Genomic DNA, 15,809 nt, shown 5'->3' on the forward strand with positions numbered 1-15,809 from the left:
ATTTCATTAATATATTCACCGCATCAATATATTTCTGATGCGGTGAATAACCGTCATCCTGACGGTTCAGGCGAAATTAAACCGCGCGGAAAGCTATTTCTCCGGGAATAACCTCACCCTGCCAGTACAGTTGCGCCGCAACGCGCCCTGCCAGCTCGCGGTATATCGCGGTAAACTCACTGTCGGGACGGCTGATTACCGTCGGCGTTCCGCGATCGAGATCTTCACGCAGGCTGATATGCAACGGCATCTGCCCCAGCAGTTGAGTACGGTACTGCTCGGCCAGTTTCTGTGCGCCGCCGGTGCCAAAAATTGGCTCATGGTGACCGCAGTTGCTACAGATATGCATACTCATGTTTTCAACAATCCCAAGCACCGGTACTTCGACCTTCTCGAACATCACAATGCCTTTTTTGGCGTCAATAAGCGCGATGTCCTGCGGTGTGGTAACGACAACCGCGCCTGTAACCGGAATGTTCTGCGCCAGCGTCAATTGAATATCACCGGTTCCCGGCGGCATATCCAGTACCAGGTAATCCAGATCCGGCCACAACGTTTCCTGCAACATCTGCATCAGCGCTTTACTGGCCATCGGGCCGCGCCATACCATCGCATTGTCATCCGTCACCAGATAGCCGATGGAGTTGGTCGCCAGACCGTGAGACATAATCGGCGCCATATGGGTGCCGTCCGGCGAAGTTGGACGCTGATTCTCAGCCCCCAGCATAGTCGGGATAGACGGGCCGTAGATATCGGCATCCAGAATACCGACTTTCGCCCCTTCCGCCGCCAGCGCTAACGCCAGGTTAACAGCGGTAGACGATTTTCCCACGCCGCCTTTACCGGAACTGACGGCGATAATGTTCTTCACGCCGTTAATGCCAGGCTGATTTTTAACGCGCTTCAGCGTCGCGATGTTATGCGACAGCTTCCAGTCAATGGCTTTCGCGCCCGTAATCCGCAGTAAATCGGCGCTGCATTGCTCTTTTAACACCTCAAACGCGCTGTGCCAGACAAACGGCATGACCAGCTCAACGTGCAGCGTGTCATCCAGCCAGGCGACATGGTGCAACGCTTTCAACGTCGTCAGGTTATGCTTCAGGGTTGGGTGCTGAAAATTCGCCAGCGTCCCGGCGACCATCGCGCGCAGGGTCTCTGGTGATTTAGCCTGGGATTGTGCGTTCATCCCGACTCCTTTTTATCGTTATGAAAAGTACAATTGTAACTTTCTAGTTTACTCCTGCGGTAATAATTATTCATTTATGGATTAATGCCCTTATCACTTGGCGTAGTTATTCCCTTTCAGGTAACATCAGAACCCCCTTTTACTAGAGAAGAAGTAATACCTACTATGACTCAAGTCGCGAAGAAAATTCTGGTAACGTGCGCGCTGCCGTACGCCAACGGCTCCATCCACCTCGGCCATATGCTGGAGCACATCCAGGCTGATGTCTGGGTCCGTTACCAGCGAATGCGCGGCCACCAGGTCAACTTCATCTGCGCGGACGACGCACACGGCACCCCTATCATGCTGAAAGCACAGCAGTTGGGTATTACGCCAGAGCAGATGATTGGTGAAATGAGTCAGGAGCATCAGACTGATTTCGCAGGCTTTAACATCAGCTATGACAACTACCACTCAACGCACAGCGAAGAGAACCGCGAGCTGTCCGAGCTGATTTACACCCGCCTGAAAGAGAACGGTTTCATTAAGAACCGCACCATCTCTCAGCTCTACGATCCAGAAAAAGGCATGTTCCTGCCGGATCGTTTTGTAAAAGGCACCTGCCCGAAATGTAAGTCTCCAGATCAGTACGGCGATAACTGCGAAGTGTGCGGCGCGACCTATAGCCCGACCGAGCTTATCGAGCCAAAATCCGTGGTTTCCGGCGCTACGCCGGTGATGCGCGACTCTGAGCACTTCTTCTTTGACCTGCCCTCTTTCAGCGAAATGTTGCAGGCGTGGACCCGCAGCGGCGCGTTGCAGGAGCAGGTGGCGAACAAAATGCAGGAGTGGTTTGAATCCGGCCTGCAACAGTGGGATATCTCCCGTGACGCGCCATACTTCGGTTTTGAAATCCCGAATGCGCCGGGCAAATTTTTCTACGTCTGGCTGGATGCGCCGATCGGCTACATGGGTTCATTCAAGAATCTGTGCAACAAGCGCGGCGATCTGACCAGCTTTGACGACTACTGGAAGAAAGATTCTGACGCCGAGCTGTACCATTTCATCGGTAAGGATATCGTTTACTTCCACAGCCTGTTCTGGCCGGCCATGCTGGAAGGCAGCGGTTTCCGCAAACCGACCAACCTGTTCGTTCACGGCTATGTAACGGTGAACGGCGCGAAGATGTCTAAATCGCGCGGCACCTTTATTAAGGCCAGCACCTGGCTGAACCATTTTGACGCCGACAGCCTGCGCTATTACTACACGGCGAAGCTCTCTTCCCGCATCGATGACATCGACCTGAATCTGGAAGACTTCGTGCAGCGCGTCAACGCGGATATCGTCAACAAAGTCGTCAACCTGGCTTCCCGTAACGCGGGCTTTATCAACAAGCGTTTCGATGGCGTACTGGCTGCTGAACTGGCCGATCCCGCGCTGTACAAAACCTTCACCGACGCAGCAGCGGTCATCGGCGAAGCGTGGGAAAGCCGCGAATTCGGTAAAGCGATCCGTGAAATTATGGCGCTGGCGGACATGGCTAACCGCTATGTTGATGAACAGGCGCCGTGGGTTGTCGCGAAACAGGAAGGCCGCGATGCCGACCTGCAGGCGATCTGCTCGATGGGCATCAACCTGTTCCGCGTGCTGATGACGTACCTGAAGCCGGTTCTGCCAACGCTGAGCGAACGTGTGGAAGCGTTCCTGAACACCGAGCTGAGCTGGGATGCAATCGCGCAACCGCTGCTGGGCCACAAGGTTAACGCCTTCAAAGCGCTGTATAACCGCATCGACATGAAACAGGTCGATGCGCTGGTTGAAGCCTCGAAAGAAGAGGTGAAAGCGGCGGCGGCGCCAGTTACCGGCCCGCTGGCAGACGACCCGATTCAGGAAACCATTACCTTTGACGATTTCGCTAAGGTCGATCTGCGCGTGGCGCTGATTGAAAACGCTGAGTTCGTTGAGGGTTCCGACAAACTGCTGCGTCTGACGCTGGATCTGGGCGGCGAAAAGCGCAACGTCTTCTCCGGCATCCGTTCCGCGTACCCTGACCCGCAGGCGCTGATTGGTCGCCATACGGTGATGGTCGCCAACCTGGCCCCGCGTAAAATGCGCTTCGGCATCTCTGAAGGGATGGTGATGGCCGCCGGTCCTGGCGGGAAAGATATCTTCCTGTTAAGCCCGGATGACGGTGCGAAGCCAGGCCAGCAGGTGAAATAAACAAAAAAGCCGGAGACATTCTCCGGCTTTTTTATTCCAGTACGCCAGCGAATCACGCCGGATGACGGTGCAAACACCTTATCCGGCCTACCGCTTATCTTATTATGCTTTCTTCTCGTGCTGACGCGCCGCCAGCCCGCGCAGGAAATAACGCAAGAACTGATCGCCGCACTCGCGGAAATTTTTATGCTCCGGGGCGCGCATCATCGCCGTGATTTCCGGCATCGAGACGCGGAATTTTTGCTCCGTCAGAATCGCAAGAATATCGTCGGTTTTCAGCGAGAACGCGATACGCAGCTTTTTCAGCACAATATTATTGTTAACGCGGCGCTCCGGCTCCAGCGCTGGCGCGGACTCATCTTTACCACGCTTTTCGTAAATCAGCCCATTCAGGAAAGCAGAGAGGATGATATCCGGGCAACGTTGAAAGCCCTCTTCCTCTTCTTTACGCAACCAGACAGCAATCTGTTCCGCAGTGGCTTCGGCATTACCCAGCGCCAGAATGCGCACCAGATCGTTATTGTTTGCTTTCAGGATGTAGCGCACGCTACGCAGAATATCGTTACTCAGCATGGGGCCTTCGGGTGTTAATGAGGCAAAAAATCATTTTAGCAGTCTTTTACAGCCCAATCGCCTCTTTTAAACTTTTCAGGTAGCGACGGCTGACAGGAACCGTTAAACCGTTGCGCAAAATCAGCTCGGCCTGACCATTATCCTCCAGACGAATTTCCTGCAACTGCGCCATATTCACCAGATACTGACGATGGCAGCGCAATAACGGTGTGCGGCTCTCCAGCGTTCGCAGCGTCAATTCGGTAAACCCTTCCTTCCCCTCGCTGCTGGTTACGTACACGCCGCTCATCCGGCTGCTAACAAACGCCACGTCATCCATTTGCAACAGATAAATACGGCTGTGTCCGGTGCAGGGAATGAATTTCAACGCTTGTTGATTTTCCGGCAGCACCGAAACGTCCTGCATGTTTCGTTCCTGTCGCAGACGCGCCAACGTTTTCTCCAGCCGCTTCTCTTCAATGGGCTTAAGCAGATAGTCAAAAGCATGCTCTTCAAACGCTTTAATGGCGTATTCGTCAAAAGCGGTCAGAAAAACAATGTACGGTCGATGTTCTGGATCGAGCATCCCGACCATTTCCAGCCCGCTGATGCGCGGCATCTGGATGTCGAGAAACAGCACGTCCGGGTGCAGCTTATGCACCGCGCCAATCGCCTCTACCGCATTCGAGCACTCACCCACAATCTCAATATCACTTTGTTCCTGTAACAGAATCCGCAGATTTTCCCGCGCTAACGGCTCATCATCCACAATCAGCACTTTAATCATGCGTTTTCCTCCAGGGGAAGTCGTAAGGTTATCCGGGTAAAGAGATCGGGTTCGCAGGCCACGTTGATGCCGTAATCATCGCCAAAGCGTTCGCGCAGCCGTTTATCCACCAGGTTCATCCCCAGGCCGCTGGCATTGGTCGTGGGCTGGTACAATCCGGCGTTATCCTCAATGTCCAGCATCAGGTGCTGCCCGTCCTGTCTGGCCGTAATGGAGACTTCACCGGTGCCGAGCAGTTGCGACGTGCCGTGCTTAATGGCGTTTTCCACAATCGGTTGCAGAGTGAACGCGGGCAGTTGCTGGTGCGAAAGTTCCTCCGGCACGTTTAAATTCACCTGCAACCGCGCCTGGAAGCGCGCCTTCTCAATTTGCAAATAGGCATTCACATGCTCAATTTCATCGGCAAGGGTCACAATCTCCGAGGGGCGCTTTAAGTTCTTGCGAAAGAAGGTCGAGAGATACTGCACCAGTTGGCTGGCCTGTTCGCTGTCGCGGCGTACCACCGCTTTAATGGTGTTAAGCGCGTTAAACAGGAAATGAGGATTCACCTGCGCATGCAAAAGTTTAATTTCCGACTGTGTGAGCAGCGCTTTCTGGCGTTCATACTGCCCGGCCAGAATCTGCGCCGACAGCAGTTGCGCAATCCCCTCGCCCAGCGTTCGGTTGATGGAGCTAAAGAGCCGGTTTTTGGCTTCATACAGTTTGATGGTGCCCATCACGCGTTGGTTTTCGCCGCGCAGCGGAATCACCAGCGTTGAGCCTAATTTGCACTGCGGATGCAACGAGCAGCGGTAAGGCACTTCGTTACCATCGGCATACACCACCTCACCGGTCTCAATCGCTTTCAGCGTGTAGCTTGATGAAATAGGTTTCCCCGGCAGGTGGTGATCGTCGCCAATGCCGGTAAACGCCAGCAGTTTATCGCGATCGGTGATCGCCACTGCGCCGATGTCCAGTTCCTGATACAACACCTGGGCCACCTTCATGCTGTTCACTTCGTTAAAGCCCTGACGAAGGATACCCTCCGTGGAGGCCGCCACTTTCAGCGCGGTGGCGGAAAACGCCGAGGTGTATTTTTCAAACATCGCACGTTTGTCGAGCAAAATGCGCATAAACAGCGCCGCCCCGACGGTGTTAGTCACCATCATGGGCGCGGCAATACTGCTTACCAGATGCAACGCATCTTCAAAAGGTCGGGCGATCAACAAAATGATCAGCATTTGCACCAGTTCAGCGACGAAGGTAATCGCCCCGGCCGTTAACGGGCTGAAGACTTTATCGGTGCGCCCGCGACGGATCAGCACGCTATGCACCAGGCCGCCTAACAACCCTTCGACAATGGTGGAGATCATGCAGCTCAGCGCCGTCATCCCGCCCATCGAATAACGGTGTAAACCGCCGGTGAGTCCGACCAGGCCACCGACCACAGGCCCGCCCAGCAAGCCGCCCATCACGGCGCCAATCGCACGGGTATTGGCAATGGAATCTTCGATGTGCAACCCAAACCAGGTGCCCATAATGCAGAAAATAGAGAAGACGATATAACAGAGAAATTTATGCGGCAGGCGAACGGTAACCTGCATTAACGGGATGAATAAACGTGTTTTACTCATTAACCACGCAATGACCAGAAACACGCACATCTGCTGAAGCAGCAGCAACACCAGATTAAACTCGTACATACCCGCAAACCACACATCTCTTAAAAACGCGTAACATACATTGGCTGCGCTTATCTTTCTTTGAACTGTTGCAAAAAAACATGAATTCGTGAGAACGATCACTCAAAAGCGCACGTCAGGCCACAATCTCACCCGCACACTGATTAAAAAACAGACAAAACTACCTGGTTCGTAAAAGAGCGTCTAAAGTAAAACTGGGACCTCGCGAGCAAGGGTGAAACGATGGCGCTTTACACAATAGGTGAAGTGGCTTTGCTTTGTGATATCAACCCTGTCACGTTACGCGCGTGGCAGAGGCGTTACGGATTATTAAAGCCCCAGCGAACAGACGGGGGGCACCGCCTGTTTAATGACGCCGATATCGACAGGATTCGGGAGATTAAACGCTGGATTGATAACGGCGTGCAGGTCAGTAAGGTCAAAGTGCTGCTCAGCAACGATAACATCGATGTGCAAAACGGCTGGCGCGAACAGCAGGAGACGCTGCTGCACTATTTGCAAAGCAACAATCTGCATAGCCTCAGGCTATGGATTAAAGAACGTGGGCAGGATTACCCCGCCCAGACACTCACCACGCACCTGTTTACTCCTCTGCGACGACGCTTACAGTGCCAGCAACCCACTCTCCAGGCGTTGCTCGGCATCCTTGACGGCATCTTGATCAATTACATTGCGATTTGTCTTGCCTCCGCGCGTAAAAAACAGGGGAAAGACGCGCTGGTGGTCGGCTGGAATATTCACGATACCACCCGGCTGTGGCTGGAAGGCTGGGTCGCCAGCCAGCAAGGATGGCGCGTCGATGTGCTGGCTCACTCGCTGAACCAGCTTCGCCCGGAGCTGTTTGACGGCAGGACGCTGCTTATCTGGTGCGGCGAGACGCAGACGCCCGCGCAGCAGCAGCAACTCAACGCCTGGCGCGCGCAGGGGCACGATATTTACCCGCTGGGCCTGTAGCCTTACCGGATGGCAGCACCAATGCGTGATCAGACATTCTGCGCATTTAATGATTCATTAACAAACGTGCTTTACGGTACAATCCTTTTGTTAACATAAGGAGTGCACAATGCGCGCAGCTAAAATCGGTGTGATTACCCTCTTCCTGCTGATGGCTATCGGCGGTATCGGCGGCGTGATGCTCGCTGGCTATACGTTTATTTTACGTGCCGGTTAAGGCGCAGCACCAGACGCTCGAACAGGCGATCGACAATGATCGCCGCCAGCGCGACCAGTAAAGCCCCCTGAATCACATAGGCGGTGTTAAAGCCGCTCAGCCCGATAATAATCGGCGTGCCGAGCGTGCTGGCGCCCACCGTCGAGGCGATCGTCGCAGTCCCAATATTGATGATTACCGAGGTGCGAATCCCCGCCAGAATCACCGGCGCGGCCAGCGGCAGTTCGACTTTCCACAGTTGCTGTCCCCGGCTCATCCCCATCCCGCGCGCCACGCTCATGACGCTGGCGGGAATCGCCCCCAGCCCGGCGAGCGTAGCCTGCAATATCGGCAAAACCCCGTAGAGGATCAGCGCGATAATGGCTGGCTCCTGACCAAACCCCATCACCGGAACGGCTATCGCCAGCACCGCGACCGGCGGAAAGGTCTGCCCGACGGCGGCGATGGTTTCCACCAGCGGGCGAAACTCTGCCCCCCATGAGCGAGTGACCGCAATCCCCGCCCCGACGCCAACCGCCACAGCAATCAGGCTTGATACACCCACCAGCCAGAAATGGGCCAGCGCCAGCGCCATAAAGCTTTCTTGCTGGTAAACCGGTCGTGGCAGCTGCGGAAACAGCGCGCCAAACACCGCCTGGCTGTACGGCAGCCCCGCAAGCAGCGCCAGAAAAGCGACAATAAGCCAGAGCAGCGGATCAGACAGTCGTTTCACCGGGCAGCGCCTCCGAAAGCAGATCGCGAAAATGGAGCGTCCCGCAGGGAATACCCTGCTGATCCACCACCGGCAATACGTCGCACCCTCGCGCCACAAAGACAGACAGCGCATCGCGCAGCGTCATCTCTTCCGCCAGCGCGTCACCGCCCACTTGCTCATGACGACGCACATAATCCCCCACGCTGCGCAGCGACAGCAGCCGCACGCCCAGTTCGCTGCGCCCAAAAAACGCCTGCACAAAATCATTCGCCGGCGCGGTCAGCATTTCCAGCGGCGTGCCCTGCTGTACCACTTCGCCGCCATCCATCAGCACCAGATGCTCCGCCAGACGCAGCGCCTCGTCGATATCGTGCGTCACCAGCACGATGGTGCGGCCAAGCAGCCGGTGAATACGGGTCATCTCCTGCTGAAGCGCCCCGCGCGTCACCGGGTCCAGCGCGCCAAACGGCTCATCCATCAGCAATACCTGCGGATCAGCAGCCAGCGCGCGAGCCACCCCAACGCGCTGCTGTTGCCCGCCAGAGAGCTGGTGCGGATAACGGTGACGCAAATTCACGTCCAGCCCCAGCAGCGTCATCAGTTCTTCCGTACGGTCATCAATACGCGAGCGCGACCACTTTTGCAGTTGCGGTACGGTGGCAATGTTTTGCGCCACCGTCCAGTGCGGGAAAAGGCCGATCGACTGGATGGCGTACCCCATGCGACGACGCAGTTCCAGCACCGGCAAGCTGCGGATCTCTTCCCCGGCAAAACGGATCACCCCGCTGTCATGCTCCACCAGGCGGTTAATCATCTTCAGCGTGGTGGATTTTCCCGACCCCGATGTGCCAATCAGCACCGAAAAGCTGCCTTCGCGAAAATGCAGATTGAGGTCGTTGACGGCCTTCTGCGCACCGAAGGTTTTGCTGACATGGCTAAATTCAATCATCATTCGTTACCTTCAGGAGTGCGATCCATAAATCAAACAGCGCGTCGATCAGCACGGCCAGCACAATGACCGGGATCACCCCCAGCAGAACCAGATCAACGGCGCTGCTGAGCAGTCCCTGAAAGACCAGGGCGCCAAACCCTCCCGCCCCAATCAGGGCGGCGATGACCGCCATCCCCACCGTTTGCACCATGACCACGCGCAGGCTGCGTAAAAAAACCGGCAACGCCAGCGGCAGTTGTACATGGATAAAGCGTTGAGAAGCGCTCATCCCCATCGCCCGCGCGCTTTCCAGCACGTCTCGCGGCACCTGGTTAAGCCCGGCAACCACGCCGCGCACCAGCGGCAGTAACGCATAGAGCACCAGCGCAATCAGGGCGGGTGTTAACCCGGTTCCCGCCACGCCAAGCGTTCCCAGCCAGGGCCAGGCCTTCACCAGCCCGGCAAGCGGGGCAATCAGCAGGCCAAACAGCGCAACGGAAGGGATGGTCTGGATAACATTCAGAACGGCAAAGACCGGCCCCTGCCGCGCCGTTGCAAACGAGCACCAGATGCCCAGCGGTACGCCAATCAGCAACGCGGGCAACACGGTTCCCGCCAGCAGCGTCAGGTGCTGAACCAGCGCATTATCAAAAATATCCTGCCGGTTAGCGTACTCTTTGAGTAAAGAGAGATCGTTGAATGCGCCGGTGAGCAGCAGCGCCAGCGGTAAGAGCGCAATTTGCGCATGCAGAAGCCAGCGCCAGAACGGTTGGGTGGTGATACGGCGAATGGCATCGCTACAGGCCAGCAGGGTGAGCCCAAGACCCAGCCACAGGCCGCTCCCCAGGCTGGTGCGCGCCAGCGGGCTGCCGGCCTGCGCCAGATGCGTTGCCGCTTTCCCCACGCTCCAGAGCATGGCGATCACCAGCGCCTGCGCCAGCACAAGCGTCAGCACGCTGCCCTTTTTCCCAGGGACAAAGCACAACACCAGCAATGCGCACCCGGCGCCCGCCAGCAGAGAAACCGAACCCGGCCAGATATCCCAGATCTGACGCCCCGCCCCTGACACCAGGCGATTGGGGGCGTAGTTAACGAAAGGCAGCGCGGCGGCAACCCCCGTCAGGATCACCAACAGCAGCAACACACGGTTAAGACTGACTTTTGACACCTTACTGACCTGATACAAAATGTGTTACTTCACCCAGCCTTTTTGCTTCAGGTAATCTGCCGCGACTTTTTTCGCATCCAGCCCTTCAACGGCGATACTGGCATTCAACTGTTGCAGCGTTTTTTCATCCAGGCTGGCAAATACCGGCTGCAACCATTCCGCCATCTGCGGATATTCTTTTAGCACCGACTCACGAACCACCGGAGCAGGCGCATAGATAGGCTGAACGCCTTGCGGATCGCTCAGTGTTTGCAGCCCCAGCGCCGCAACCGGGCCGTCGGTGCCATAGGCCATTGCCGCGTTTACGCCGGACGTTTGCTGAGCGGCCGCTTTAATGGTCACCGCCGTATCGCCGCCAGCCAGCGACAGCAACTGGTTCTGATTCAGTTTAAAATCGTAGGCTTTTTCAAAGGCAGGCAGCGCATCGGCGCGTTCGATAAACTCGGCGGAGGCGGCCAGCTTGAACGTTCCGCCCTCTTTCAGATAGCGTCCGAGATCCGCAAGCGAAACCAGTTTATTCTTTTCCGCAACATCCTGGCGTACCGCAATCGTCCAGGTATTGTTTGCAGGCGCTGGCGTTAACCAGACCAGCTTGTTCTGCTCAGCATCCAGTTTTTTGACTTTTTCAAACCCCGCCTGTGCGTTTTTCCATGCCGGATCGTTTTCGTCTTTAAAGAAGAATGCGCCGTTTCCGGTATATTCCGGGTAAATATCCAGCTCGCCGGAGGTAATCGCGCCGCGTACTACCGGGGTTGTACCCAGTTGCACTTTATTCACCGTTTTAACGCCGTGGCTTTCCAGCACCTGTAAAATCAGGTTGCCAAGCAAGGCGCCTTCCGTATCGATTTTTGATCCGACCGTTACGGGTGATGCGGCCTGCAACGGCAGACTGACCGCCGCTAACAGCAGCAGCGCCCCCGCCCCTGTTTTTGAAATTGTCATGCTGCTTTCCTCATTCTTTTACATCCCTTTTCAGAGACTTGAGGAAAAAGCATAGTTGAAAAATAGCAGAGCAACAAAAGGCAGGAGCAATTCACAGGCCGGATAAGCGCATGCGCCATCCGGCAATCAGGCGCACCGGTGCCGGATGGCGACGCTAACGCGTCTTATCCGGCCTACGGAGCTGACAGGCATAGCGCGTGGCTACAGCAGTTCAAACTCGCCCTGCTTCACACGGGCGGAATCGACGCCGATAAAGACGTTAAACTTGCCGGGCTCCGCGTCATACTTCATACGCTGGTTCCAGAATTTCAGCGCCTCAATATCAATCGGGAAGCTAACGGTCTGCGTTTCTCCCGGCTTCAGCGTTACCTTCTCAAAGCCTTTCAGCTGTTTTACCGGACGACTCATCGATGCCGTAACATCCTGTAAATACATCTGGATTACCGTCGCCCCCTCGCGCTTGCCGGTATTCGTCACCCGCACGCTGGCCGTTACCGCGCCATCGCGCTTCATGGTGGGCGCAGAGAGCGTCACATCGGAAACGGTAAACGTGGTGTAGCTCAGACCATAACCAAACGGATACAGCGGGCCATTCGCCTCGTCAAAGTAACGGGAGGTGTACTTGTTCGGCTTGTCGGCGTTATACGGACGACCGGTGTTGAGATGGCTGTAGTAAACCGGGATCTGCCCGACAGAGCGCGGGAAGGACATCGGCAGTTTACCCGACGGGTTATAGTCGCCGAACAGAACGTCAGCAATGGCGTTACCGCCTTCCGTACCGGCAAACCAGGTTTCCAGAATGGCGTCAGCCTGCTGATCTTCTTTCACCAGCGCCAGCGGACGACCGTTCATCAGCACCAGCACCAACGGTTTACCCGTCGCCTTCAACGCCGCGATCAGATCGCGCTGGCTTTGCGGGATCTGAATGTCGGTGCGGCTGGAAGCCTCATGCGCCATACCCTGCGCTTCCCCGACAACGGCCACAACCACATCGGACTGTTTCGCGGCATTAACGGCCTCGTCAATCATCGCTTCTGGCGAACGAGGGTCTACTTTCACCGCCTCCTCATACTGATTGAGGAAATCAACAATGCCTTTGTCATTAGTGACATTCGCCCCTTTGGCGTATATCACTTTGCCTTTGTCGCCCAGCGCGTTTTTAATCCCCGTCAGCACCGTAACGGACTGGCTGGCGACGCCAGCGGCAGACCAGCTACCCATCACATCACGCTGACTGTCGGCCAGCGGCCCCACCACCGCAATGGTGCCGGATTTATTCAACGGCAGCGTTTCCAGACGGTTCTTCAGCAGCACCAGACTTTCGCGCGCAACGTCGCGCGCGTCTTTGCGATGCAGGCGGCTCTCGGCGTTCGTGTCCTGCGGATCGGACTCTTTTGCGCCCAGGTGGCTGTACGGATCGTTAAACAACCCCATGTCATATTTCACGTTCAGCACATGGCGCGCGGCATCGTCCAGCTCCGCCATCGTTACTTTGCCTGATTTGACCAGCCCCGGCAGGTATTTGCTGTAATACTCATCGCTCATACTCATGTTGATGCCGGACTTGAGCGCCACGCGCACCGCGTCTTCCGGGTCGGATGCCGTGCCGTGTTTAATCAGCTCTTTGATCGCGCCGTGATCGGACACGGTGATGCCTTTAAAGCCCCACTCGTCGCGCAGCACCTCTTTCAACAGCCATGAATCTGACGTCGCAGGCGTGCCGTTCAGTGAGTTGAGCGCCACCATCACCGCGCCGCTGCCCGCGTCCAGCCCGGCTTTATACGGCGGCATATAGTCGTTGAACAGGCGCTGCGGGCTCATATCGACGGTGTTGTATTCCTTCCCGCCCTCAACCGCGCCATAGGCGGCGAAATGTTTCACGCTGGTCATCACCGAATAGCGATCCGCCGGGCTTTTGCCCTGCATCGCCTCGACCATCGTTTTGCCCATGATCGCCGTCAGATACGTATCTTCACCAAAGCCTTCCGATGCGCGTCCCCAGCGCGGATCGCGGGACACATCCACCATCGGCGCCCAGGTCATGTTCAGGCCATCGTCAGCCGCTTCATACGCCGAGACGCGACCCACGGTTTTTACCGCCTCCAGATTAAACGAGGAGGCCAGGCCAAGGCTGATAGGGAAAACGGTACGCTGCCCGTGCAGCACGTCATAGGCGAAAAAGAGAGGGATTTTCAGGCGGCTCAGTTCCATCACCTGATCCTGCATTTTTCGGATATCCTGGCGGGTGACGGTGTTAAAAATCGCCCCGACCTGCCCGTTTTTGATCATCTCCCGGATGGCTTCTTTCGGGTTGTCGGGCCCAACGCTTATCAAACGCAGCTGACCGATTTTCTCATCAACGGTCATTTTCGTGAGCAATTCAGTGACAAACGCATCCCGAGCTTCAGGCGTCAGCGGATGGTTGCCAGACAACGCTTCCGCCAGCGCTGGCTGCAACGCAAGGCTTACCGCAACACCTACAGAACATAGCCATTTCATCTTGATTCTCTCTTTTTCTTTAGCCCGACGTGGCAGCAAAAATATAACAAAAACCGCAGTTTGCCATAAGCCTAATCGGGAGAGGAGAAGAAAGCTAAGGTTATTCTCTGATTTTTTTAACGTCCCCTGCGCAGGGAGGAGGATCAGGAATACGCTAAGCCTGCACCGAGACAAGTTGCATGAGAAAGCGTATTGTCATACAAAGCGCTATGCTTAGTTCCGATAGTTTGTCCCACCACAAGGAGTGGAGAATGTCTTCCATTACAACGACAGATAATAAAGCCTTTCTTAACGAGCTCACCCGTCTGGTGGGTCATTCGCACCTGCTCACCGATCCTGCAAAAACCGCCCGTTACCGCAAGGGGTTCCGTTCTGGTCAGGGCGAAGCGCTGGCCGTGGTCTTCCCCGGCTCGCTGCTGGAATTGTGGCGCGTACTGAACGCCTGCGTAAACGCCGATAAAATCATTCTGATGCAGGCCGCCAATACCGGCCTGACTGAAGGTTCCACGCCGAACGGCAACGATTACGATCGCGAAATTGTCATCATCAGCACGCTACGCCTCGACAAGCTGCACGTCCTCAGTAAAGGCGAACAGGTGCTGGCATACCCAGGCACCACGCTGTACTCACTGGAAAAAGCGCTTAAACCTTTTGGTCGCGAACCGCACTCGGTTATCGGTTCCTCCTGTATCGGCGCGTCAGTTATTGGCGGCATCTGCAATAACTCCGGCGGGTCGCTGGTACAACGCGGCCCGGCGTATACCGAAATGTCGCTGTTCGCGCGTATTGATGAACAGGGCAAATTACAGCTGGTGAACCATCTGGGCATCGAACTGGGCCAGACCCCGGAACAGATCCTCAGCACACTCGATGATGAACGCATCAAAGATGAAGATGTGCGCCACGATGGCCGCCACGCCCACGATTACGACTACGTGACTCGCGTCAGGGACATTGAGGCCGATACCCCTGCCCGCTATAACGCTGACCCGGATCGCCTGTTCGAATCCTCCGGCTGCGCGGGTAAGCTGGCGGTGTTCGCCGTGCGGCTGGACACTTTCGAGGCGGAAAAAAACCAGCAGGTCTTTTACATCGGCACCAATCAGCCCGACGTGCTGACCGAGATTCGTCGTCATATCCTGGCGAAGTTCGACAACCTGCCGGTTGCCGGTGAATATATGCACCGCGATATTTACGACATCGCGGAGAAATATGGCAAAGATACGTTCCTGATGATCGACAAGCTCGGCACCGACAAAATGCCGTTCTTCTTTACGCTCAAAGGCCGTACCGACGCGATGCTGGAAAAGGTAAAAATCTTCCGTCCGCATTTCACCGATCGCGCGATGCAGAAGTTCGGCCATTTATTCCCTAACCATCTGCCGCCGCGCATGAAAAGCTGGCGCGACAAATATGAGCATCATCTGCTGTTAAAAATGGCGGGAGACGGAGTGGCGGAAGCGCAAAGCTGGCTGACCGAGTTTTTCAAAACCGCCGAGGGCGATTTCTTTGCCTGTACCCCGGAAGAAGGCAGCAAAGCGTTCCTGCACCGTTTTGCCGCAGCAGGCGCGGCGATCCGTTATCAGGCAGTGCATGCCGATGAGGTGGAGGATATTCTCGCACTGGATATCGCCTTACGACGTAACGACACCGAATGGTATGAGCATCTGCCGCCGGAAATTGACAGCCAGCTGGTGCATAAACTCTATTACGGTCATTTCATGTGCTATGTCTTCCATCAGGATTACATCGTGAAGAAAGGCATCGATGCCCATGCGCTGAAAGAGCAAATGCTGGAACTGCTGCGCCAGCGCGGCGCGCAATATCCGGCAGAGCATAACGTTGGTCATTTGTACAAAGCGCCGGAGACGCTGGCGCGTTTTTATCGTGAAAATGACCCCACCAACAGCATGAATCCGGGTATTGGTAAAACAAGTAAGCTGAAATTCTGGAAAGAAGCGGCGTCCGACGAGACGCATTGATTTCTCGTATTTACAG

At 55.8% G+C, this 15,809-nt stretch carries 13 protein-coding genes; 4 read left to right on the plus strand and 9 right to left on the minus strand.

What is annotated here, in order from left to right:
- Positions 1-76: 76 nt before the first annotated feature.
- Positions 77-1,186, minus strand: coding sequence for an iron-sulfur cluster carrier protein ApbC (gene apbC / locus OGV79_RS18405; protein ID WP_012131650.1), 1,110 nt, complete (start codon positions 1,184-1,186; stop codon positions 77-79).
- Between the two features lie 165 nt (positions 1,187-1,351).
- Here apbC and metG point away from each other — a divergent pair, with 165 nt between their 5' ends.
- Positions 1,352-3,385 carry a methionine--tRNA ligase gene (gene metG / locus OGV79_RS18410; protein WP_012131649.1) on the plus strand — a complete coding sequence of 678 codons (2,034 nt, stop codon included), beginning with the start codon at positions 1,352-1,354 and terminating at the stop codon, positions 3,383-3,385.
- 102 nt (positions 3,386-3,487) lie between these two features.
- Here metG and OGV79_RS18415 read toward each other — a convergent pair whose 3' ends face one another.
- From OGV79_RS18415 to OGV79_RS18425, 3 genes are read right to left on the minus strand one after another with little or no spacing between them, the layout of a single operon-like run.
- Complete coding sequence (locus OGV79_RS18415) at positions 3,488-3,958, minus strand: YehS family protein (protein ID WP_012131648.1); 471 nt, start codon at positions 3,956-3,958, stop codon at positions 3,488-3,490.
- Positions 3,959-4,004: 46 nt separating this feature from the next.
- Positions 4,005-4,724 carry a two-component system response regulator BtsR gene (btsR, locus tag OGV79_RS18420; RefSeq protein WP_012131647.1) on the minus strand — a complete coding sequence of 240 codons (720 nt, stop codon included), beginning with the start codon at positions 4,722-4,724 and terminating at the stop codon, positions 4,005-4,007.
- The gene (locus OGV79_RS18425) at positions 4,721-6,406 is read right to left on the minus strand and encodes a sensor histidine kinase (RefSeq protein ID WP_012131646.1); all 1,686 of its coding nucleotides are present in this window, start codon (positions 6,404-6,406) and stop codon (positions 4,721-4,723) included. The genes btsR and OGV79_RS18425 overlap by 4 nt, the downstream gene beginning before the upstream one ends.
- A gap of 222 nt (positions 6,407-6,628) precedes the next feature.
- Between OGV79_RS18425 and mlrA the strand changes: the two genes are divergently transcribed.
- Positions 6,629-7,360: an HTH-type transcriptional regulator MlrA gene (mlrA, locus tag OGV79_RS18430; protein WP_012131645.1), complete on the plus strand. Its 732-nt coding sequence runs from the start codon at positions 6,629-6,631 to the stop codon at positions 7,358-7,360.
- A gap of 109 nt (positions 7,361-7,469) precedes the next feature.
- A complete protein-coding gene (locus OGV79_RS18435; protein ID WP_047462533.1) occupies positions 7,470-7,577 on the plus strand; it encodes a protein YohO in 108 nt (35 codons plus the stop codon).
- Here OGV79_RS18435 and OGV79_RS18440 read toward each other — a convergent pair.
- The 5 genes from OGV79_RS18440 to bglX form a co-directional block, all read right to left on the minus strand.
- A complete protein-coding gene (locus OGV79_RS18440; RefSeq protein ID WP_049011719.1) occupies positions 7,558-8,289 on the minus strand; it encodes an ABC transporter permease in 732 nt (243 codons plus the stop codon). The genes OGV79_RS18435 and OGV79_RS18440 overlap by 20 nt on opposite strands.
- On the minus strand, positions 8,273-9,220 hold the full coding sequence (locus OGV79_RS18445) for an ABC transporter ATP-binding protein (protein WP_286468854.1): 948 nt from the start codon (positions 9,218-9,220) through the stop codon (positions 8,273-8,275). Before OGV79_RS18445 ends, OGV79_RS18440 begins: the two co-directional genes overlap by 17 nt.
- Positions 9,213-10,370: an ABC transporter permease gene (locus tag OGV79_RS18450; protein ID WP_286468785.1), complete on the minus strand. Its 1,158-nt coding sequence runs from the start codon at positions 10,368-10,370 to the stop codon at positions 9,213-9,215. Before OGV79_RS18450 ends, OGV79_RS18445 begins: the two co-directional genes overlap by 8 nt.
- A 24-nt stretch (positions 10,371-10,394) precedes the next feature.
- Positions 10,395-11,312: a glycine betaine ABC transporter substrate-binding protein OsmF gene (osmF, locus tag OGV79_RS18455; protein ID WP_012131641.1), complete on the minus strand. Its 918-nt coding sequence runs from the start codon at positions 11,310-11,312 to the stop codon at positions 10,395-10,397.
- Between the two features lie 201 nt (positions 11,313-11,513).
- Positions 11,514-13,811 carry a beta-glucosidase BglX gene (gene bglX / locus OGV79_RS18460; RefSeq protein ID WP_047462528.1) on the minus strand — a complete coding sequence of 766 codons (2,298 nt, stop codon included), beginning with the start codon at positions 13,809-13,811 and terminating at the stop codon, positions 11,514-11,516.
- Between the two features lie 251 nt (positions 13,812-14,062).
- Here bglX and dld point away from each other — a divergent pair, with 251 nt between their 5' ends.
- The gene (gene dld, locus OGV79_RS18465) at positions 14,063-15,793 is read left to right on the plus strand and encodes a D-lactate dehydrogenase (protein ID WP_047462524.1); all 1,731 of its coding nucleotides are present in this window, start codon (positions 14,063-14,065) and stop codon (positions 15,791-15,793) included.
- Positions 15,794-15,809: the final 16 nt, after the last annotated feature.

This window comes from Citrobacter sp. CK185, assembly GCF_030333565.1.
GTDB lineage: Bacteria > Pseudomonadota > Gammaproteobacteria > Enterobacterales > Enterobacteriaceae > Citrobacter_B > Citrobacter_B koseri.

Bases quoted from the DNA above. Each gene is read 5' to 3' on its own strand.
- apbC (WP_012131650.1), bottom strand. From the start codon at position 1,186: ATGAACGCACAATCCCAGGCTAAATCACCAGAGACCCTGCGCGCGATG.
- metG (WP_012131649.1), top strand. From the start codon at position 1,352: ATGACTCAAGTCGCGAAGAAAATTCTGGTAACGTGCGCGCTGCCGTAC.
- OGV79_RS18415 (WP_012131648.1), bottom strand. From the start codon at position 3,958: ATGCTGAGTAACGATATTCTGCGTAGCGTGCGCTACATCCTGAAAGCA.
- btsR (WP_012131647.1), bottom strand. From the start codon at position 4,724: ATGATTAAAGTGCTGATTGTGGATGATGAGCCGTTAGCGCGGGAAAAT.
- OGV79_RS18425 (WP_012131646.1), bottom strand. From the start codon at position 6,406: ATGTACGAGTTTAATCTGGTGTTGCTGCTGCTTCAGCAGATGTGCGTG.
- mlrA (WP_012131645.1), top strand. From the start codon at position 6,629: ATGGCGCTTTACACAATAGGTGAAGTGGCTTTGCTTTGTGATATCAAC.
- OGV79_RS18435 (WP_047462533.1), top strand. From the start codon at position 7,470: ATGCGCGCAGCTAAAATCGGTGTGATTACCCTCTTCCTGCTGATGGCT.
- OGV79_RS18445 (WP_286468854.1), bottom strand. From the start codon at position 9,220: ATGATTGAATTTAGCCATGTCAGCAAAACCTTCGGTGCGCAGAAGGCC.
- osmF (WP_012131641.1), bottom strand. From the start codon at position 11,312: ATGACAATTTCAAAAACAGGGGCGGGGGCGCTGCTGCTGTTAGCGGCG.
- bglX (WP_047462528.1), bottom strand. From the start codon at position 13,811: ATGAAATGGCTATGTTCTGTAGGTGTTGCGGTAAGCCTTGCGTTGCAG.
- dld (WP_047462524.1), top strand. From the start codon at position 14,063: ATGTCTTCCATTACAACGACAGATAATAAAGCCTTTCTTAACGAGCTC.